This window comes from Pseudoclavibacter sp. Marseille-Q434 (assembly GCF_050315415.1).
In the GTDB taxonomy this organism is placed as follows: domain Bacteria; phylum Actinomycetota; class Actinomycetes; order Actinomycetales; family Microbacteriaceae; genus Pseudoclavibacter.
In genome coordinates, this window is sequence record NZ_JBNPQH010000001.1 from 730,130 (window position 1) to 747,985 (window position 17,856).

18 protein-coding genes and 1 tRNA gene are annotated in these 17,856 nt (G+C 67.9%); 14 read left to right on the plus strand and 5 right to left on the minus strand.

Annotated features, from left to right (window positions below; genetic code table 11):
• Positions 1–231: 231 nt before the first annotated feature.
• The 10 genes from ACQFZP_RS03590 to hutI all read left to right on the plus strand — a co-directional run bounded on the left by ACQFZP_RS03590 (position 232) and on the right by hutI (position 11,925).
• Entirely contained in the window at positions 232–1,848 is a 1,617-nt protein-coding gene (locus ACQFZP_RS03590) for an MFS transporter (RefSeq protein ID WP_249312014.1), read from the plus strand.
• A gap of 37 nt (positions 1,849–1,885) precedes the next feature.
• Complete coding sequence (locus ACQFZP_RS03595) at positions 1,886–3,142, plus strand: FAD-binding protein (protein ID WP_211890361.1); 1,257 nt, start codon at positions 1,886–1,888, stop codon at positions 3,140–3,142.
• Positions 3,143–3,291: 149 nt separating this feature from the next.
• Positions 3,292–4,410, plus strand: coding sequence for a M23 family metallopeptidase (locus tag ACQFZP_RS03600; protein WP_211890362.1), 1,119 nt, complete (start codon positions 3,292–3,294; stop codon positions 4,408–4,410).
• Positions 4,411–4,552: 142 nt separating this feature from the next.
• Positions 4,553–5,758: a glutathionylspermidine synthase family protein gene (locus tag ACQFZP_RS03605; RefSeq protein WP_211890363.1), complete on the plus strand. Its 1,206-nt coding sequence runs from the start codon at positions 4,553–4,555 to the stop codon at positions 5,756–5,758.
• A complete protein-coding gene (locus tag ACQFZP_RS03610) occupies positions 5,755–6,357 on the plus strand; it encodes a hypothetical protein (RefSeq protein WP_211890364.1) in 603 nt (200 codons plus the stop codon). The genes ACQFZP_RS03605 and ACQFZP_RS03610 overlap by 4 nt, the downstream gene beginning before the upstream one ends.
• Positions 6,358–6,396: 39 nt before the next feature.
• The gene (locus tag ACQFZP_RS03615; RefSeq protein ID WP_211890365.1) at positions 6,397–6,927 is read left to right on the plus strand and encodes a HutD family protein; all 531 of its coding nucleotides are present in this window, start codon (positions 6,397–6,399) and stop codon (positions 6,925–6,927) included.
• 147 nt (positions 6,928–7,074) lie between these two features.
• Positions 7,075–7,740: an IclR family transcriptional regulator gene (locus tag ACQFZP_RS03620; RefSeq protein WP_211890366.1), complete on the plus strand. Its 666-nt coding sequence runs from the start codon at positions 7,075–7,077 to the stop codon at positions 7,738–7,740.
• 2 nt (positions 7,741–7,742) lie between these two features.
• Positions 7,743–9,401: a urocanate hydratase gene (hutU, locus tag ACQFZP_RS03625; RefSeq protein WP_104312087.1), complete on the plus strand. Its 1,659-nt coding sequence runs from the start codon at positions 7,743–7,745 to the stop codon at positions 9,399–9,401.
• Positions 9,398–10,771, plus strand: a complete 1,374-nt coding sequence (locus tag ACQFZP_RS03630) for a formimidoylglutamate deiminase (RefSeq protein ID WP_307852730.1) — start codon at positions 9,398–9,400, stop codon at positions 10,769–10,771. Before hutU ends, ACQFZP_RS03630 begins: the two co-directional genes overlap by 4 nt.
• A complete protein-coding gene (hutI, locus tag ACQFZP_RS03635; protein ID WP_211890367.1) occupies positions 10,768–11,925 on the plus strand; it encodes an imidazolonepropionase in 1,158 nt (385 codons plus the stop codon). The genes ACQFZP_RS03630 and hutI overlap by 4 nt, the downstream gene beginning before the upstream one ends.
• A 32-nt stretch (positions 11,926–11,957) precedes the next feature.
• Here hutI and ACQFZP_RS03640 read toward each other — a convergent pair whose 3' ends face one another.
• Entirely contained in the window at positions 11,958–12,236 is a 279-nt protein-coding gene (locus ACQFZP_RS03640; protein WP_104312085.1) for a hypothetical protein, read from the minus strand.
• Positions 12,237–12,277: 41 nt separating this feature from the next.
• Complete coding sequence (gene def, locus ACQFZP_RS03645) at positions 12,278–12,853, minus strand: peptide deformylase (protein ID WP_211890368.1); 576 nt, start codon at positions 12,851–12,853, stop codon at positions 12,278–12,280.
• A 65-nt stretch (positions 12,854–12,918) separates the two neighbouring features.
• On the opposite strand from def, the gene ACQFZP_RS03650 reads away from it, so the two are divergent.
• Together ACQFZP_RS03650 and ACQFZP_RS03655 are read left to right on the plus strand one after the other, a co-directional pair.
• Positions 12,919–13,929: a DMT family transporter gene (locus tag ACQFZP_RS03650; protein ID WP_211890369.1), complete on the plus strand. Its 1,011-nt coding sequence runs from the start codon at positions 12,919–12,921 to the stop codon at positions 13,927–13,929.
• Positions 13,930–14,050: 121 nt separating this feature from the next.
• Positions 14,051–15,304, plus strand: coding sequence for a glycosyltransferase (locus ACQFZP_RS03655; RefSeq protein ID WP_258068155.1), 1,254 nt, complete (start codon positions 14,051–14,053; stop codon positions 15,302–15,304).
• A 15-nt stretch (positions 15,305–15,319) separates the two neighbouring features.
• Here the strand turns inward: ACQFZP_RS03655 and map are convergent, their stop codons facing one another.
• Positions 15,320–16,102 (minus strand): type I methionyl aminopeptidase, encoded by a 783-nt coding sequence (map, locus tag ACQFZP_RS03660; protein WP_211890370.1) that lies wholly within the window; start codon positions 16,100–16,102, stop codon positions 15,320–15,322.
• A gap of 77 nt (positions 16,103–16,179) precedes the next feature.
• On the opposite strand from map, the gene ACQFZP_RS03665 reads away from it, so the two are divergent.
• Positions 16,180–16,473 carry a helix-turn-helix domain-containing protein gene (locus ACQFZP_RS03665; RefSeq protein WP_211890371.1) on the plus strand — a complete coding sequence of 98 codons (294 nt, stop codon included), beginning with the start codon at positions 16,180–16,182 and terminating at the stop codon, positions 16,471–16,473.
• Between the two features lie 6 nt (positions 16,474–16,479).
• Here ACQFZP_RS03665 and ACQFZP_RS03670 read toward each other — a convergent pair whose 3' ends face one another.
• The gene (locus ACQFZP_RS03670; RefSeq protein ID WP_104312080.1) at positions 16,480–16,824 is read right to left on the minus strand and encodes a thiamine-binding protein; all 345 of its coding nucleotides are present in this window, start codon (positions 16,822–16,824) and stop codon (positions 16,480–16,482) included.
• Between the two features lie 53 nt (positions 16,825–16,877).
• A tRNA-Ile gene (locus tag ACQFZP_RS03675) sits at positions 16,878–16,952 on the minus strand.
• A 110-nt stretch (positions 16,953–17,062) separates the two neighbouring features.
• On the opposite strand from ACQFZP_RS03675, the gene ACQFZP_RS03680 reads away from it, so the two are divergent.
• On the plus strand, positions 17,063–17,689 hold the full coding sequence (locus ACQFZP_RS03680; protein ID WP_104312079.1) for a TetR/AcrR family transcriptional regulator: 627 nt from the start codon (positions 17,063–17,065) through the stop codon (positions 17,687–17,689).
• Positions 17,690–17,856: the final 167 nt, after the last annotated feature.

Genomic DNA, 17,856 nt, shown 5'->3' on the forward strand with positions numbered 1-17,856 from the left:
GCTAGAGGGCCATTTGCCTGGCGGTGATCGCCCGGCGAAAGCGAGGGCCATTTGACTGGCAGTGACGACGGCTGAGCGACACTGGGTGTATCGACATGGCTGACGCCGGCGTGAGTCCGCGCTGCTCCGTGCTGCTCCTCCGCGCCTTTTCGCCGCTGTCCTTGGGGTCGCTCTGCGCCTAGTGTGAGACCTGCTCGTTTCGCTGGACTTCGCTGTCTTCTGGAGGGCTTGATGTCGGTCAGATCGGTATCCGCGTCGGCGTCGGCGTCCGCGTGGGCGCCGATGGCGATCACGGCGTTTCGCGTGCTGTGGTTCGCGCAGCTCGGCAGCAATATCGGCACCTGGATGCAGACGGTCGGGGCGCAGTGGTACCTCGTCGAGGCTGCCGCAGGTGCAACGGTCATCGCGCTCGTGCAGACCGCGAGCCTCGCACCGGCGATGCTGTTCTCGCTCCCGGCGGGTGTGCTCGCCGATTCTCTCGACCGCCGCAAGCTGCTCATCTGGGGCTCGACCGCCAGCGCGCTGATCGCCACGGGACTGGCGGTGATCGCCCTCTTCGACGGGCTCACGCCGTGGACGATACTGGGGTTCACCTTCCTCCTCGGCATCACGTCGACCCTGACGTCTCCCGCATGGCAGGCGATTCAGCCCGAACTCGTGCCGCGGGAGCTGATCGGCGCGTCCTCAGCGCTCGGCGGTGTCACCGTCAACGGGGCCCGCGCGGTTGGGCCCGCCCTCGCGGGCGTAGTGCTCTCTATCGCGGGAGCACCGGTCGTGTTCGGCATCAACGCGCTGAGCTTCGTCGCCGCCATCGTCGCCCTCTGGTGGTGGAAGAGGCCGCCCCAGGAGGGGCTTGAGGACCGTGAAGCGTTCGGACCGGCCCTGCGCGCCGGCGTGCGCTACGTCGCATCCGCTGGCCTCGTGCGGCGCATCCTTCTGCGGTCAGCACTGTTCGCGCTTCCCGCCAGCGCATTGTGGGCGCTCCTGCCAGTCACCGCCACACGCCTCGGGCTCGACTCCAGCGGGTACGGCTTCCTGCTCGGAGCCCTGGGCCTCGGAGCGGTCCTCGGGATCTTCGTCCTCCCGTTCGCCCGAGCGCACCTGTCGGACAATGCCGTCATCGCAGCCAGCGCCGTCCTGTTCGCGGCCGGTGCAGTCGCCGCCGCGGTGCTGCCGTTCGGCGTGATGCTGGTGCTGCTCGTCCTGGCCGGCCTTGCCTGGATCGGCACCTTGACGGTGCTGAACGCCGCCCTGCAGCTCACACTCCCGCAGTGGGTGCGCTCGCGTGGCGCGTCGGTCTACATCCTCGTCTTCATGGGAACGATGGCGATCGGGTCGTTCGTCTGGGGCATCGTGGCGCAGCTCATCGGGACGGCAGCCGCACTTGGCGCTTCGGCCGTGCTGCTGCTGCTCGTGGCGGCCAGTGTCCGACTGCTTCCGCTGCTGCCAGGTACGGGCACAGTCGACCGCACCATCTCCCTGACCTGGGCGACCCCCATGCTCGTGTTCGAGCCCGACCCTGCAGACGGGCCCGTCCTGGTGCAGATCTCCTACACGGTCCGTCCGGGGGCGCTTCGAGAGTTCCGCGCTGCCATGCGCCTCGTCGAGGGCTCGCGCCGCCGCACGGGCGGTTCTCGCTGGGGCCTGTACCGCAGCGGTGAGGACGAGGATGTGCAGCTCGAGTCGTTCGTCGTCCCGTCCTGGGGCGAGCACCGACGGCAGGAGACGCAGCGCCTCACGGGTCGCGATCGCGAGATCCGGGCTGCGGCGCTCGCCGTCTGCGACGGCGAGCCGGTCGAGCGGCATTACTTCGCGAATGGGGATCCGCAGTCGCACGGGTCCCCATGAGACTATCCACCATGGAAGCCACGAGGACGCGCAGTCGATGACGACATCCAGTGCTGGTCAGCATTGGACGAACTGGGCCGGGTCGCTGACCTACACGGCTCGCGAGATCGTGACGCCGAGATCGATCGCGGAGGCAGCGAGCGTCGTGGCGGAAGCGGACCAGGTGCATGCGCTCGGCACACGACACTCCTTCAGCGATGTCGCTGATGCCGCGGGCGTGCTCATCGACCTCAGCCGCCTTCCACTGGACCTCGTCATCGATGAGCAGGCAGGAACCGCGTCGATGAGTGCGGCGGTGTCGTACGGTCTCGTCGCCCCGGAGATCGATCGGGCAGGCCTCGCGCTGCACAACGAGGGCTCGCTGCCGCACATCTCCGTCGGCGGGGCGACTGCGACGGGCACTCACGGTTCGGGCACGGCACTCGGTTCCCTCAGCACAGCCGTGCGGTCGTTGGAGATCCTGGGCTCTGACGGCTCGCTGCGAACGCTGACGCGAGACTCGCCTGCCTTCGACGGCTCCGTCCTGCACCTCGGCCTGCTCGGGGTCATCACCAGGGTGACGCTCGACCTCGAGCCGAGCTATCGAATGCGCCAGGATGCCTACGGGCCGATGCGCTGGGACACCTACCTCGAATGGCTCCCTCAGATTCATGACTCCGCGTACTCGGTCAGCGCGTTCACGACATTCGACGGAACCGTGAGCGAGGTGCTCGTGAAGACACGAATTCCGGATGGGGCGGAGAATACGGAGGTTGCTGGCACCCTTTATGGCGCTCAGCTGCTCGCCGCAGATCCGGGTGGGGCGTCTCACACGGCTCGCGACGGAACGGCGGGGCCATGGTGGGATCGGCTTCCGCACTTCCCGGTCCACGCCGCACCTAGCTTCGGATCCGAGCTCCAGAGCGAGCACTTCGTGCCGCTCCGACACGCGGCCTCGGCTCTCGAGGCCGTCCGGGCAGCTGCGCCGCGCCTCCAGCCGCTCCTGCACGTGTGCGAGCTGCGGACCATGGCAGGCGACAACCTCTGGCTCAGTCCGAGCCAGGGCGAGGACGTCCTCTGCATCGCCTTCACCTGGAAGAAGCTCGCTGAGCCCGTCTCGGCCCTGCTCGCCGAACTCGAGAGGAAGCTCCTGCCGTTCGATGCGCGGCCGCACTGGGGCAAGCTCAGTCTGCTCGATAGCACTGAGATCGCGGCGCTCTACCCGTTGCTCCCGGAGTTCCGCGAGCTGGCATCCGGTATCGACCCGAACCGCAAGTTCTCCTCGTCCTTCGGCACGCGAGTGCTCGATATCTGAATGGCTCGTGGAAAGGCTTTCTCGGATTCGCCGAATGCGGTCTGAATGCCCTTTCACGCGGGAGAACCGGAAATCAGCCCTTCCCTATTCGAAGAAGGCTCCTTAGACTCGGACACGTTGCCCCGAAGCACCAATCGCAGGAGACTCCTTTGCCGAAGTCGTCCACCGCTCCGTCAGAACCTCACCTCGACGTTCCTGGCCGCCGCGCCCGTCGCGCGCGCGAGCGCCGACGTGCCAGGCTCCTCGCCGTGCCGGTTGTCGCGGCGACGCTCGGGCTGATCGCGGCCGCCTCCATCGGCGCAGCCGCCGTGACGGGTGCCGTGGACGACGGACAGTCGACCGTTCCGGTCGTGAGCTCCGAGAAGACTGACGGGGTCACGTACACGGTCTCGGGGAGCGTTCCAGGACAGCTCATCGGAACGCGCGATCTGCCCGTGGTGCAGAACGCGGCGGCCGTCGCTCCCGACGGCACGGCATCGCCCGGCGTCCAGTGGCCGGTGGACATGAGCGTCGTGAGCATCTCCGACGGGTTCGGCCCACGCAATTCCCCGTGCTCCGGATGCTCCTCGAATCACCGCGGCCTCGATCTCGCTGGGCCGCAGGGGACGCGGGTCGGCAGCATCGCGAACGGGATCGTCATCGAGTCCGTCCCGACAGACAGCGGCGGACTCGGCGCCCACGTGGTCGTCGAGCACCGGATCGACGGCTTGCAGGTGCGGTCCGTGTACGCCCACTTCGTGGCCGGGTCCCCAGCGGTGAAGGTCGGCGACCAGGTCAAGACGGGGCAGCTGGTCGGTCTCCTCGGCAACACCGGCGCATCCACCGGGCCGCACCTCCACCTGGAGACTATCGTCGACGGGGCCCACGTCGACCCCCAGAAGTTCCTCAACAAGTACGCGGACGGTGTCGCAGTCGACATCTTCGGCGAGGTCCCGACGTGGAATCCGCCGACTGGTGACCCAGACGAGAAGGACTACTGGGAGCAGAACGAGGACACACGCGTGCCACCGGCCGACGCCGTGCCTGACACGACCCTGCCTGCGGCCACCCCTCCGGCGTCGACGCCGCCGAAGGGCACCAGCACACCGACGGCACCGCCGACGCAGAGCAGCTCTCCGACACCTCCGCCGCCTTCGACGACACCGAGCGGAGAGCCCGAGACGGCGAGCCCCGAACCCTCGCAGTCAGCGAACCCGACACCGCCGAGCTCCTCGACGGAGACGAAGACCGAGTCAACCTCCGAGACAACGAGCACGCCGAAGTCCTGAGCCAGCGCTCACCCCGGGCAGCAGCCTGACCGCCCTCGCGCGGTGTTCTCCGAGGATTCTCGATGCGCAGCCCTAATGTAGCTGTGGTGGACCGCTCGAGCGGTCCCCGGCGTGAGCCGAGAGCAGCGAGGATGGGCCGACTTTGATCCGCACGTACAGTGCTCCGCGAGCCGATTGGCGAGCGCGCTTCGACTCCATCGGCTTCACGTTCTACGACATGGAGTCGGAGGGTGGTCGACCGTACTGGCAGGAGGAAGCCGCCTACGGCTTCTCCGGCGCCGAGATCGACGACTTCGAGCAGGCGACCGCCGAGCTCTTCCGCCTCTGCATGGAGGCTTGCGAGCGCATCGTCCGTGACCGTCGCTTCGAGGAGTTCGGCATCCCGGTCGAGCTGTGGGACCTGGTCGAGAAGTCCTGGGACGAGGACGACCCGACGGTCTACGGACGCTTCGATCTCGCCTACGACGGAGCCGGCACGATCAAGCTGCTCGAGTTCAACGCGGATACCCCCACGTCGCTCGTGGAATCCGCAGCTGCGCAGTGGCAGTGGCTCGTGGAGACCAGAGGTGAGCGCGCCGACCAGTTCAACCTCCTGCACGAGCTGCTCGTCGAGCAATGGGTGCACATCCGCATGCAGCGGTGGTTCCTGCCGCAGGGAGCCCGACTGCACCTGGCCTCCCTGCACGATGGCGGCGACGGGCAGCTGATCGTCGAAGACGCTGACACGGTGAGCTACATGGCGGAGACGGCTCGTCTCGCCGGCTTCGACGTCAAGCAGATCTACATGGAGGACGTCCAGTTCGACGAGGCCTCGCACGGTTTCGTCGACGGCGACGGCGAGCGCATCGACCGCATCTTCAAGCTCTACCCCTGGGAGTGGATGGTGCGCGAGGAGTTCGCGACGTACTTCCCGACGACACGCGCGACGACGGCCTGGGTCGAGCCGATCTGGAAGATGCTGCTCTCCAACAAGCAGCTGCTGGTCGTGCTGTGGGAGCTCTTCCCCGACCACCCGCTGCTGCTGGCCGCCTACGCGACACCCGAGCGGCTCCGCGGGCGCTCGTATGTCGAGAAGCCGAAGCTGGGGCGCGAAGGCGCCAACGTCACGATCTACGATCTCGTCGGGCGCAAGACCGCCGAGAACGGCGGCGACTACGGGGAAGAGGGCTTCGTCTACCAGGAGCGTGCTCGGCTGGCGAACATCGACGGGAAGACCGTCATCATCGGCTCGTGGGTCGTGGGCGAGACACCAGCCGGCATCGACGTGCGCGAGACGAGCGGCCCGATCACGGGCGACCTCGCCGAGTTCGTACCCCACTACATCAGCGATCGCGAGGAGCGGCCATGACCTACGAACCGAAGCTGCGGCGCAGCACCGGCGTCACCCTCTCGGGGATCACGCGTCCCTCGACCACCAAGACGGTGGGAGCCATGGGGGTCGCCACCGCGATGATGCTCCTCGCGGGTTGCAGCACGGTGCCCGACGAGGGCATCGTCGTCGAGGGTGCTGACGGGGAGAACTATGTGCTGCCCGAGGGAGCTGAGCGGCCCACGTACACGTCGAAAGAGGACTGCCTCGCCGACGTGAACGAGCAGATCCAGCTCCTCGAGCAGGAAGGTGAGCAGGTGGAAGGCGACGCCGAGTCGCTCTGCGAGTCGTCGAGCAGCTACGGAACGCACTACAGCTCCGCGCTTTGGCTCGGACCGGTGCTGTTCGCCTCATCGCGATGGAACAGCACGCGCGTGAGCTCCTGGGCGCCGGTCACCTCCGGAGGCTTCGCGGCGCCCGGCTCGGCCGCCCACTCGGATGTGGCGCAGCGTGCTCCGGCGGGAGCGACCGTCGGGTCGCGGGCCCCGTTGAAGAACGGGCTCGGCTCGACCGGGAAGTCGGGTTTCGGGTCGACGGTCAAAGGCAAGGCCGGGGGAGGCGGCTCGACCGGGGGCTGACCCAAGGCCCGTCCCGGCCGGGCGCAGCAGAATGGATGCATGACCGCTCCGCGTGTACTTCGTTACGACGACCTCGAGCCGACGCCTTGGCGCAACGGACAAGGCGTGACGCGGACGCTGCGGGCGATGTCGGATGGCGGGGGATGGGCGCTGAGCATCGCAACGATCGAGGGCCCGGCTGCGTTCTCCGTCATCCCGAGCACGCAGCGGGTGCAGCTCGCCATCGATGCGGTGCGTCTCGAGATCGATGGCGACGAGGTGCGGTTGAACAGCGGAGAGCAGGTGCGCTTCACCGGCGAGCAGCGCGTGACCGGAGCATCCGCCGCCATGTCTTCGCGGGTGCTGAACCTCATGTATGCCGATGGCGGGCCGGAACTCCGGCTCGTCGTCGCACGGACCGTGCCGCAGATTCCCCGAGCGGCCGAGGCAGTGGTCGTTCTGGCCGGGTCGCTCGAGACGGGAGACGAGACGCTGGGCCCCCTCGACTCGGTCCTCTTCTCGGGGTCGCCAGATCATTCGCGGGACTTCGCTGGTCGGGGGGTGTTCGCGGTCGTTCTCCCGCGCAGCTGAGCGCGGTTGGGGCAGAACACCAACCCGGGTCGTCCGAATCCAACACGCCTCTTGCCATGCACTGACATCTTCGTTTTACTGAGTGCAACAAGGCCGACGGACATCACGACGTCGGCAACCGTGCCCGCCTGCGACGAGGGAGTCACGTTGGCCGAACCATCGACGCGGACCGTCGAACGAGCACTGACCCTCCTCGCGTCCGTCTGCGAGCGGGACGGTCTGAGCCTGGCGGAAAGCGCGCGCCTCGCCGACCTCTCGCCGAGCACCTCCCTTCGGCTCCTTCGAACGTTGGAATCGGCCGGATTCGTGAGCCGCGACGACCAAGGAGACTTCCGCGCGGGGAGTCGCATGGTCCAGCTCGGAGCGCGAGCCCTCTCGAACGACAACCTCGCGCAGCTCTCTGCGCCCGCAATGAAGCTCCTCGCGGAGAAGACCGGCGAGTCGGTCTACCTGTGCGTCGAGGGCCATGCGGAGCAGGCGCTGTACATCGCCATCCACGAGGGCACGCACTCGGTGCGCCATACGAACTGGGTCGGACGCACCATCCCCCTCGACGGGTCCGCGTCCGGCCAGGTCCTTCGCGGCGAGACCCCGCCGATCGGCTACGTGACGGTCGAGCGCGGCGTCGAGCCGGACGTCACCGCGATCGCAGCTCCGGTGGAGCTCCATCATCGCGTCCTCGGTTCAGTGAGCCTGCTGGTGCCGAGCTACCGAGTCACGCCGAGCAGAGCGGCCCGCTTCGGCGAGCTGCTCACCGACGCCGCGGCGAGCATCGAGCGACGCCTCGGCACACCACCGCAGGAAGGGATCTGAACATGAACACGCACAAGAACATCAGGGCAGCACGCGGCACGAAGCTGACCGCGAAGAGCTGGCAGACCGAGGCACCGCTTCGCATGCTCATGAACAACCTCGACCCCGAAGTGGCCGAGCATCCAGAGAGCCTCGTCGTCTACGGCGGCACGGGCAGAGCCGCACGCAGCTGGGAGGCGTACGACGCCATCGTTCGCACGCTCACGACACTCGAAGACGACGAGACGCTCCTCGTCCAGTCTGGAAAGCCGGTCGGCGTCTTCCGCACACACGAGTGGGCTCCTCGCGTGCTGATCGCGAACTCCAACCTCGTCGGAGACTGGGCCAACTGGCCCGAGTTCCGGCGCCTCGAGGCAGCTGGCCTCACGATGTACGGGCAGATGACGGCGGGATCCTGGATCTACATCGGCACGCAGGGGATCCTCCAGGGGACCTACGAGACGTTCGCCGCCGCCGCCGAGAAACGCTTCGGCGGGACGCTCGCGGGGACCCTCACGCTCACGGGCGGCGCTGGAGGCATGGGAGGCGCGCAACCCCTCGCCGTCACGATGAACGAGGGCGTCGTCCTCATCGTGGATGTCGACGCCAGCCGCCTCGAGCGGCGAGTCCAGCACGGCTACCTCGACGAGATGACACACGACCTCGACGACGCCATCGAGCGTGTGCTCGCCGCGAAGGAAGCCCGCCAGCCCCGCTCCGTGGGCGTCGTCGGCAACGCGGCGACGATCTTTCCGCTGCTCCTCGAGCGCGGCGTCGCGATCGACATGGTCACCGACCAGACGAGCGCGCACGACCCACTCGCCTACCTCCCCGAGGGGGTGGGCGTCGAGGAGTGGAAGGCCGAGGCCGGACGAGACCCGGTCGGCTTCACCGAGCGAGCCCGTGCGTCCATGGCCAAGCAGGTCAAGGCGATGGTCGAGTTCCAGGATGCCGGGGCCGAGGTCTTCGACTACGGCAATTCGATTCGCGCGGAGGCGAGACTCGGCGGCTACGAGCGGGCGTTCGATTTTCCCGGATTCGTGCCAGCCCACATCCGCCCCCAGTTCGAGGAGGGGCGCGGCCCGTTCCGGTGGGCGGCGCTCTCCGGCGACCCCGCCGACATCGCCGTGACGGACCGCGCGATCCTCGAGCTGTTCCCGGATGACGAGCGCCTGCACCGCTGGGTGAAGGCCGCGGGGGAGAAGGTGCGCTTCGAGGGTCTGCCTGCGCGCATCTGCTGGCTCGGCTATAAGGAGCGTCATCTGGCCGGACTCAGGTTCAACGAGATGGTCGCGTCCGGCGAGCTCTCCGCGCCCGTCGTGATCGGCCGGGACCACCTTGACTCCGGCTCGGTCGCCTCGCCCTACCGCGAGACCGAGTCGATGAAGGACGGTTCGGATGCCATCGCCGACTGGCCCCTGCTGAACGCCCTGCTGAACACCGCCTCCGGCGCAACCTGGGTGTCGCTGCACCACGGCGGCGGCGTCGGGATCGGCAGATCGATCCACTCGGGCCAGGTCATCGTCGCCGACGGCACGGATCTCGCGGCGCAGAAGATCGAACGCGTCCTCACCAACGACCCAGGCACGGGAGTCATGCGCCACGTGGATGCCGGCTACGAGCACGCCGCCGACATCGCGAGGGAGCGCGGACTGCGCGTCCCGATGTGGGAGGGCGAGTGACCCATCATCGCACCGCGCTCGGGCTGCCCGACGAAGGCTGGATCTGGGCCGACACACTCGTGCGGGGTGCGGACACGGTGCGGTCCGTGCGACTCAAGAACGAAGCGGGCGTGCTGGTCGACGAGCAGGTGGGCGTGCGCGCGCAGGACGACGACCTCGTGCTCGGCACCGCCTTCCCCGCGTTCGGCAACGCCCACTCGCACGTCTTCCACCGCCTGCTGCGGGGGCGCACTCACGCAGACGGTGGCACCTTCTGGTCGTGGCGAGACAAGATGTACGCCGTGGCGGGTGCGCTCGAGCCACACGCCTTCGAGCGCATCGCCGCCGCAGGTTTCACCGAGATGGTCGCCAACGGATGGGGGGCTGTCGGGGAATTCCACTACGTGCACCACCGCGCGGATGGCGAGTCATACCCTGACCACGACATGGAGTTGGCGCTCGCCAACGCCGCACGGACAGCAGGCATCCGCCTGACACTGCTCGACACCTGCTACCTCACGGGGTCCATCGGAGCGGACCTCTCGCCCCAGCAGCGGAGGTTCGGAGACGCGGACGCAGAGCGCTGGCTCGAGCGGTGGTTCCGTCTGCGAAGCCGCCTCGCATCCACACACCCCGAAGTCCTCCTGGGAGCGGCGATCCACTCGGTTCGGGCTGTCCCAGCCGACGCGATCGCCAGCATCGTCCGAGGGCTCCCGACCGACGTGCCACTCCACATCCACCTCTCAGAGCAGGCCGCGGAGAACGAGCAGAGCCTGACGGCCTACGGTCGGACGCCGGCGAACGTGCTCGCGGATGCCGGTGCCCTCTCCAGCCGCCTGAGCGTTGTGCACGCGACGCATCTGACCGACGACGACATCACGCATCTCGGGGAGACCGGGGTGCACGCCGTGTTCTGCCCGACCACGGAAGCAGACCTCGGCGACGGCATCGGCCCGGCCACCGAACTGGTCGCAGCCGGCGCACGTCTGGCCGTCGGGTCCGACCAGAACGCGGTGGTCGACCCGCTGCTCGAGCTGCGCGGCCTCGAAGCAGGGGAGCGACTTCGCTCCCAGACCCGAGGCAGGTTCTCACCGCAGGAGCTGCTGACGATCGGCACGCAAGGCGGGTACTCCTCGCTCGGCGTCCCAGCGCCCGGCGCGGTCGGCGGTCCATTCGACTTCGTCGAGGTGGACTCGTCCTCGGTCCGCACGGCAGGCTCGATGCCGCCTCAGCTGCTGCTCGCCGGGACAGGGAGCGACGTGGTCCGAACGATCGTGGGCGGGCGCGTCGTCTACGACCGCGGCAGGGACGGGCCGCGGCTTGCACACGCAGCCGCCGAGCTCGCGCGCTTCGCCGCCGATCCGGCGTCACGATCCGAAGGAGCCTCATGACCTCGACCGTGTTCACGAGCATCGGCGAACTCACGACCAACGGCGACGATGGCGTGCTGAGCGATGCCGCCCTCGTCATCGACGGTGACCGGGTTGCGTGGATCGGTCCGACCCTGCGGGCGCCCGCGGCAGACCGCGGTGTCGACGTCGGCGGCCGTGCCGTGCTTCCGGGCTGGGTCGACTCGCACACGCACCTCGCGTTCGCCGGAGACCGTTCGACCGAGTTCGCGGCACGCATGGCGGGGGAGGCGTACGCGGCCGGCGGCATCAAGGTGTCGGTCGAGCGAACTCGTGCCGCCAGCAGTGAGGAGCTGCGGGCGCTGATGGCCGAGCGCGTCCGCGCAGCCAATGTCGGAGGCACGACCTGGCTTGAGACGAAGACCGGGTATGGGCTCGACATCGAGACCGAGGAGCGCTCCGCCCGCCTTGCGGCCGAGATCTCCGACGACGTCACCTACCTCGGCGCCCACGTCGTCCCGGCGGGGTGGCATGCCGACGACTACGTGGGGCTCGTCACGGGCCCGATGCTCGACGCCGTCCGCCCGTACGTGAAATGGATGGACGTGTTCTGCGAGCGCGGCGCGTTCGATGAGGAGCAATCGCGTGCTGTGCTGCAGGCGGGCCGTGATGCAGGGCTGGGTCTGCGTGTCCACGGCAACCAGCTCGGTCCGGGCCCCGGGGTGAAGCTCGCCGTTGAGCTGGGGGCCGCGAGCGTCGACCACTGCAACTTCCTCGACGACGAAGACATCGACCTGCTCGGGGCATCGGCCACCGTCGCCACGCTGCTGCCGGCGTGCGACCTGTCGACACGGCAGCCGTTCCCGCCGGCAAGGGCCCTGCTCGACGCGGGCTCGACGGTAGCCCTGGCGAGCAACTGCAACCCGGGCACCTCGTACACGACCTCGATGGCGTTCTGTGTCACAACCGCCGTGCTGCAGATGCGGATGACCGTGGAGGAGGCGGTGTGGTCCGCCACGATGGGCGGGGCGATCGCGCTCCGGAGACACGAGGGTGAACTGCCCGTCGGCGCGCTGGTGCCAGGCTCTCGTGCGGATCTCCAGGTGCTGGACGCGCCCTCGGTCACGCACCTCGCCTACCGCCCGGGCATGCAGCTCACCCACTCTGTCTGGCAGGCCGGGCAGCGCATCGTGTGAGATAGCGGCGCCTCGACGACGTCGCGGGTGAATCACTCCCACCGCAGCACCAGCCGCCAGCCGTCCGGGTCCCTTCGCAGGTCGAAGAGGGAAGCCTCGCCGTCGGAGCCATCACGTTTCGCGCTGACGCGCCAGAACTCGGTGTCGAGGCGAGACGGGTCACCCTCGCCCGTCCACCACCGTTGCTGCACGCGCCGGTAGAACGCCTGCGGCAGACCGTGCACGACGTAGGCGAAACGCTCCCACCAGAAGACGGACGGGAGCTCGTCGACGAGTTCGACCTCGATGGGGTCGTTCAGCGCTGTGGTCATGTCGGAACCCTCGCAGGAGCCACCGACATTGACCGGCGGAGTCAGCCCTCGAGGTCGTCGACCCCAGGCAGCCAGCTCTTGCCGGGCCCGCCCCAGCTGCGCTTGCGCATGACCTTGAACGCGTCCTTGTACCAGGGGTGCTCCAGACGATCCGCGTAGATGACGCCGTTGAGGTGGTCGAACTCGTGCTGCAGGATGCGCGCGAACCAGCCTTCTGCCTCGATCTCGTACTGCTCGCCCTCGAGATCGGACGCACGCAGGAGCGCACGCTCCGATCGTCGCAATGGGTAGCGCTCGCCGGGGAACGAGAGGCACCCCTCGGATTCGAGCTCGTCGTCCAGCTCCAGCAGCGACTCAGGTGCGGCGGGAGTCACGTACAGCTCCGGGTTGATGGCGACACCGCGATGCATGGTCCCGTCGGCGTCCTCGTACGAGTACACGAAGAGGCGCCTGCCGACGCCGACCTGCGGGCCTGCGAGGCCGACACCCGGCGCTGCATCCATCGTCTCGAACATGTCCGAGACGAGTTCACGGATCTCGTCGGTGATGTCGCCCACCGGGGCTGCGGGCTCGTGGAGGACGGGCTCGCCGTAGATGCGAATTGGGAGAGTTGTCATCCCATCAGCGTATCTTCGCGCCAACCTCCCTCTCTGACTCGCGCCGCCCAATAGGATTGCCCATCATGACCATCGCACCCCTCAGTGATCTGGCAGTGCTCCCGGGGCTCAGTCCGGTCCAGATGATCGGCATCCCGCTCGCTCTCATAGGCGCGGTGTTCCTGTCGCTCGGCGCCATGTACCAGCACCGCGGAGTGAGCAAGGTCGAGGCAGCGAGCGGCACGAGCGGTGCTGCGGGGCTGAACCTGAAGCACCTGCTCGCCCTCCTGAGCCGCCCCTCCTGGGTGATCGGCACGGTCATGCTCGGGCTGGCAGTCGTGATGCAGCTGTCCTCGTTCGTGTTCTCGCCGATCATCGTGGTGCAGCCGCTCGGCGTCGTCTCGCTGCTCCTGACGACACTGCTCACAGCTCGCGCCATCAGGCAGCGACTGCCGAACGTGAAGATCTTCGCGGTGGCGCTCTGCATCATCGGCGTCGGCGCCTTCGTCACGGTCGCGGCGCTCTTCGCGAAGGAGCGCGCGATCTCAGACGAGCAGGTCGCCACCGTCCTCGTGCTGCTCGCCGTGGTCGTCGTGGTCTTCGGCACCGCCTTCTTCCTCCTGCGCAAGCGGTTCAAGGCGCTCATCTACGTTCTTGGCGCCGGAGTGATCTACGGCTTCGTCGCGACGCTCGCGAAGATCACCATCAACCGCATCCAGCACGACAACTTCGAATGGCTCACGCTCATCTGCCTCGTCGCGCTGCTCGTCGCCACGGGGGTGGGCGGTTACTTCGTCCAGAACGCCTACGCCTCGGGACCGCCTGACATGGTCATCGCCGGCCTCACCGTCATCGACCCGATCATCGCTGTCGGCATCGCCATCGCCGTGCTCGGCGAGGCGAACGCGGCGCCCTGGTACGCCTTCCTCATGTTCGTCGTCTCGGGCGCCATCGCCGTCACGGGCGTGTTCGTGCTCGAGCGTGGGCAGACGGATGCGGAGGTCGAGGCCGTGCGTCGAAATGCCGTCGAAGGTCGTGGCACGCAGGATCCCCAAGGGCACCACCACGACTCTGAGGCCCGAGTCATCGAGCAATAGCAGCGTCCCAGCGTGTGCTGAAGCCCCCTCGCGGAGCGCGGCCAGTAGCATGACGTGAGATTCCGCGAGCGACGACCACACCCTGTCGCGAGCCCCCAGACGAGATCGAGGTCACCACCCCGTGCCGAATGAAGGTCACTCAAGCAGCACCCCCGCCGTCGCAGCTGACGGCGAGCGGCCGCTCAAGATCCTGATCGCAGGGGACACCTTCACGCCCAACGTCAACGGCGCCGCGAAGTTCACCGAGCACCTCGCTTCCGGCATGGCGGCCAGGGGGCACGACGTGCACGTCATGGTGCCCGCCGCCAGCCGCCGCCACGGAACCTGGACCGAGCAGTACGACGGGCAGAACATCACCGCTCACCGCCTCCGCTCGCACCGGTGGTGGGCCCACGACTGGCTGCGCTACGCACCCCCGTGGCGCATCCGCTCCGAGTCGCAGCGCGTCGTCGACGAGGTGCGTCCCGACGTCGTTCACTTCCAGTCGGCGGTCATCATCGGCCGCGGGGTGGCGATCGAGGCGGAGAAACGCGGCATCCGCATCATCGGCACGAACCATCTGATGATCGAGAACCTCGTCGACCACTCCCTGCTGCCGCAGGCTCTGCGTGGCCTCGCGGCCAGGATCTGGTGGAACGACGCTCGCTCGACGCTCGGGCGCGCGACGGCGATCACGACCCCGACACGGCGTGCCGCCGACTTCCTGGAGGCAAACGGGGGGATCTCCGACGTGCTCGCGATCTCGTGCGGCATCCGGACCTCCGACTACGCGTTCGACTTCTCGGCGCGAGAAGCCAAGCGCATCCTCTTCGTCGGCCGTGTGACGGGCGAGAAGAAGATCGACGTGCTCTTGCGCGCGCTCACTCTGCTGCCCCCTGACGTGCAGCTCGACATCGTCGGTGGTGGAGACCAGAAGAAGAATCTTCAGTCGCTCGCCAAGCAGCTCGGTCTCGCGGATCGGGTCACGTTCCACGGCTATCTGAGCGACCAGGAGCTTCGTCGCATCTACACGCGCGCCTCGGTGTTCGCGATGCCGTCGATCGCCGAACTGCAGTCGATCGCGACCATGGAGGCGATGGCCTCCGGCCAGCCGGTTGTCGCAGCCGACGCCATGGCGCTTCCGCACCTCGTGCACGACGGCGAGAACGGCTTCCTCTTCGAGCCGAACAACGAGCATGACCTCGCGGACAAGCTCGCGAAGGTGCTGTCGCTCTCGGACGCCGAGCGTGAGGAGATGGGCCGGACGGGCCTCGACCTCGTTCGTATGCACGACATCGACCGCACGCTCGAGCTCTTCGAGCGCCTCTACCGGGGCGCCTCCGTCAAGGACGTCGCCCGTGACTCGGTGAACGAGCAGGACCACTCGCTCGACTGACCGCTCGGCCGTTCGTCAGTCGACCGGCCCGGCGGGGAGGGTCAGGATGCGTGGCCCGTCTTCGAGGATCGCGATCGTGTGCTCGGAGTGGGCGGTTCGGCATCCCGTCGCGCTGCGGAGCGTCCAGCCGTCGTCGTCCGTGACGAGCTCGCCGGTGTCGGCCATGACCCACGGTTCGATGGCGAGCAGCATGCCACGGCGGAGACGCACTCCGCGGCCCGGTCGGCCGTTGTTCGCGACGTGCGGATGCTGATGCATGGTGGAGCCGATGCCGTGTCCACCGAACTCCATGTTGATGTTGTAGCCCGCCGACGCGAGCACCGTGCCGATCGCGTGTGAGAGGTCGCCGATTCGAGCACCGGGGCGTGCGACGTCGATGGCAGCCGCGAGGGCTCGCTCCGTGACGGCGATGAGCGCTTCGTCACCGGCGTCCCGCGTCGAGCCGACGATGAAGCTGATCGCGGCGTCAGCCGCTACCCCGTCCTTGACGATGGCCAGGTCGAGGGTCAGGAGGTCCCCGTCAGCGAGCAGGTAGTCGCGAGGCTTGGCGTGCAGCACGGCGTCGTTCACCCCTGTGCAGATGTAGTGGCCGAACGGCCCACGTCCGAAGGATGGCTCGTAGTCGACGTAGCAGGAGGTCGCGCCCGCATCGAGGATCATCGACCTCGCCCACCGGTCGACCTCGAGCAGGTTGGTGCCTACTCGGATCCTCGATCGCAGTTCCTGGAGAATCGACCCGACCAGCTGCCCGGTGACTGCCGCCCGCGCCAGCTCTTCGTCGTTGAGGATCTCGATCATGCGGTGCCTTCCGTAGTCCGACGCGAAAGCGACCCAATAAGTATCCCGGTAAAGATATACCGGATTAGTATCGGGTCATGGTCAGACTGCCGCTCAGCCCCGAGGAGATCGAGCGCGGGGAGCGTCTCGGCGAGTTCCTACGACGATCTCGGGAGAACAGATCGATGCTGCGCGTGGCACTCGACGCCGGCGTCTCGCCGGAGACGCTTCGCAAGATCGAATCTGGCCGAGTCGCGACGCCGGCGTTCACGACGATCGCCGCTATCGCGGGGGTGCTGTCCGTTTCGCTTGATGAGATCTGGGCGCAGATCAGCACGCCAGACGACCGGGCGGAGTCCGCGACCGGCGCGGGCATCCGCGCCGTGAGCTGACGCCGACTAGCTCGAGCGGGCCTCGCGTGCCTCGAGGGCGGCCTCCAGGCGCTCGACCTTTCCATCGAGCTCGCCCGTGTGCCCGGGCCGGATGTCCGCCTTCAGCACCAGGGAGACTCGGCTGCCGAACTGGCCGACCGCCTCGGTGGCCGCTTTGACGACGGCGAAGACCTCGTCCCACTCGCCCTCGATCGTCGTGAACATCGAGTCAGTGCGGTTGGGGAGCCCGGACTCGCGCACGACCGCGACGGCTGCTGCCACTGCGTTGTGCAGCGAGGCGTCGCCCTCACCCGGTGAAGGGGCGTTGGGGCTCGGAGTTCCGCTGGGGGCGACAGAGAAGGCAACGATCATGCCACCATCGTGCCACGCGGGCGCTCCGACAGGGAGTGCCGAACAGAGGAGAGTAGGGCGGGTGGGACTCGAACCCACGCATCGTCCAGTTATGAGCCGGATGCCTTAACCAGCTTGGCTACCGCCCCAAGCGCTGTCGATTCTAGCCAGAATTCGCTCCCGCGTGCGGCAGGCCGATGGTCGGGGTGTGCGCAGGTCTAGACTGGTGCCCCACAAGCGGGGTCGACGTCGATCCTGCATGCACGAAAAGCAGGGGATGATGAAGCGAGCTGAACAGCGAGCGCAGACGAGGCAGGCGCTTCTCGAGGCCGCCTCGCTCGAGTTCGAGGCAAACGGATACGCCGCGACGGTGCTCAGCGATATCTCTGATCGACTCGGCATGACCAAGGGAACCGTGTACTTCCACTTCCCGACGAAGGCGCTGCTCGCTCAGGCGGTCACTGTGAGCTGGACGGTCATGTGGGATGAGGAGCTCGCGGCGTCTCGTGCTCGCGGCATGTCGCTCGACGAGCTCGAGTCCCTGATGATCCGCATCGCTGAGCGCTTCCAGTCCGATGCGCTCATCCGCGCGACGATCAGGCTCGTCCGTGAGCGGGAGCTCATCGAGGAAGAGCTGCCCCGCCCGTTCGACCGGTGGCTCGAGGTGACGAAGGAGGCCCTCCAGGCGTCGCGTGAGTCCGGTGCACTCAGGGATGACATCGACGTGGATGCGGCCGCGTGGCAGATCCTCGCGAACCTGGTCGGCATCCAGCTGCTGATCGACGATCTGAACGACGGCAGGAGCATCGTCGACCGCGTCCGCGAGATGTGGGCGGTCCACCGGGTGACGCTCGCGAACCCGGGACGTGGTGCCACGCACTCCTGATCCGGCGGTCGGCGCACTACCAGAGCCGCGCTGTTCCCGCCGCGCCGGGGTGGCCTTTCGGTCAAAGATCAGCCTCAAGTAGGGCATTGGTCAGACGGAACCCGTCCTTTCGGGCGATTCAGAGGAATCACCCCGGCGACAGGATTGAGGAGCGCCAGGTCATCGCT